This is a genomic window from Oleiphilus sp. HI0043, from assembly GCF_001634935.1.
The window spans coordinates 1-1323 of sequence record NZ_LWEY01000293.1 but is presented as its reverse complement, the minus strand read 5'-3'; the positions used below and the strand labels follow the sequence as shown (position 1 = coordinate 1323).

2 protein-coding genes are annotated in these 1323 nt (G+C 45.7%); both read left to right on the top strand.

Annotated elements, in window-relative coordinates; translation table 11 throughout:
• Positions 1 to 558 (top strand): formate/nitrite transporter family protein (locus tag A3729_RS04195; protein ID WP_068633241.1); only part of this gene is annotated, 558 nt, incomplete at its 5' end.
• A gap of 48 nt (positions 559 to 606) precedes the next feature.
• Positions 607 to 1323, top strand: a 717-nt coding sequence (locus A3729_RS04190; RefSeq protein ID WP_156497646.1) for a PP2C family serine/threonine-protein phosphatase, incomplete at its 3' end; no start/stop codon positions are given.

The following is a 1323-nucleotide window of genomic DNA, read 5'->3' as shown; positions in this document are numbered from 1 at the left end:
CCGCTATCAATACTTGATAAACGTAATGGCTGTACCGTGCCGCAAATGTTGAGAAACTGGGGCTTGGTTTTCCTTGGTAACTTTGGTGGCGCACTGACCACAGCTTTCTTTGCTTCGTTTATTCTAACTTATGGTTACAACACTGACGGCGGTGCCTTGGCAGCTAAAGTGAGCACCATTGGTGAGTCAAGAACACTGGGTTATCAAGCGCATGGTGCTGATGGCTGGTTCACGATATTTATTCGTGGCATGCTGTGTAACTGGATGGTATCGATGGGTGTTGTCGGTGCAATGATTTCAACCTCTGCAACGAGTAAGATCATTGCAATGTGGATGCCGGTAATGCTCTTCTTCTTTATGGGCTTTGAACACTCTATTGTAAACATGTTCCTATTCCCATTCTCTATGATCATGGGCGGTGACTTTGGTTTATACGAGTACTTCGTATGGAACGAAATCCCAACAGCTTTGGGTAACCTTGCTGGCGGCTTCTTACTAGTAGGTCTGCCACTATACTGGACGCATGTTAGGACTAATCCAGAGCGTAAGGTCGCTTAATACTAAAATAATATAATAGGAGCCCCGCCAGAAATGGCGGGGTTTTTTATGTCTAAACAACTTAAAGTATCTGTTAGTCAGTATTCAACTGCAGGAAAGAAAGACCTGAATCAGGACTTCCATGCAGCCTATGCCCCGGAAGAGCCTTTGCTCGCGTCCAAAGGGCTGGTGGTCGCTTTGGCTGACGGTATTAGTAGCAGCAATGTAAGCCAGATTGCGAGTGAAACCGCGGTTAAAGGTTTTATACAGGACTACTACAGCACATCAGACTCCTGGTCTGTGAAGACCTCTGCTCAACGGGTTCTTAAAGCAGCTAACTCCTGGCTGTTCGCGCAGACCCAAAATAGCCCGCATCGCTTTAATAAAGACAAAGGCTATATCTGTACCTTTAGTTCGCTTGTTATTAAGTCGAACACTGCTTATTGCTTTCACTCTGGTGATTCACGTATCTACAGGCTTGCTGACAATAACCTTGAGCAACTAACCAAGGATCATCGACATGTCGTTGATGCAGAAACGAGTTACCTGACCCGCGCATTGGGCGTTCATGACACTTTGGAAATGGACTATCGAGCGCTTCCTCTAAGTGAGGGAGATATCTTTATTCTTGCTACTGACGGGGTGTATGAGTTTCTTACTGAAAAGCATTTGGCGAATACGATTACGAGAGCTTTTGAGGAGACAGGGAAAGTACCAGATAGTTTGGCAAAAGAGTTGGTTAATGAAGCCCTGGCAGCGGGCAGCGATGACAATTTAACTTTGCAG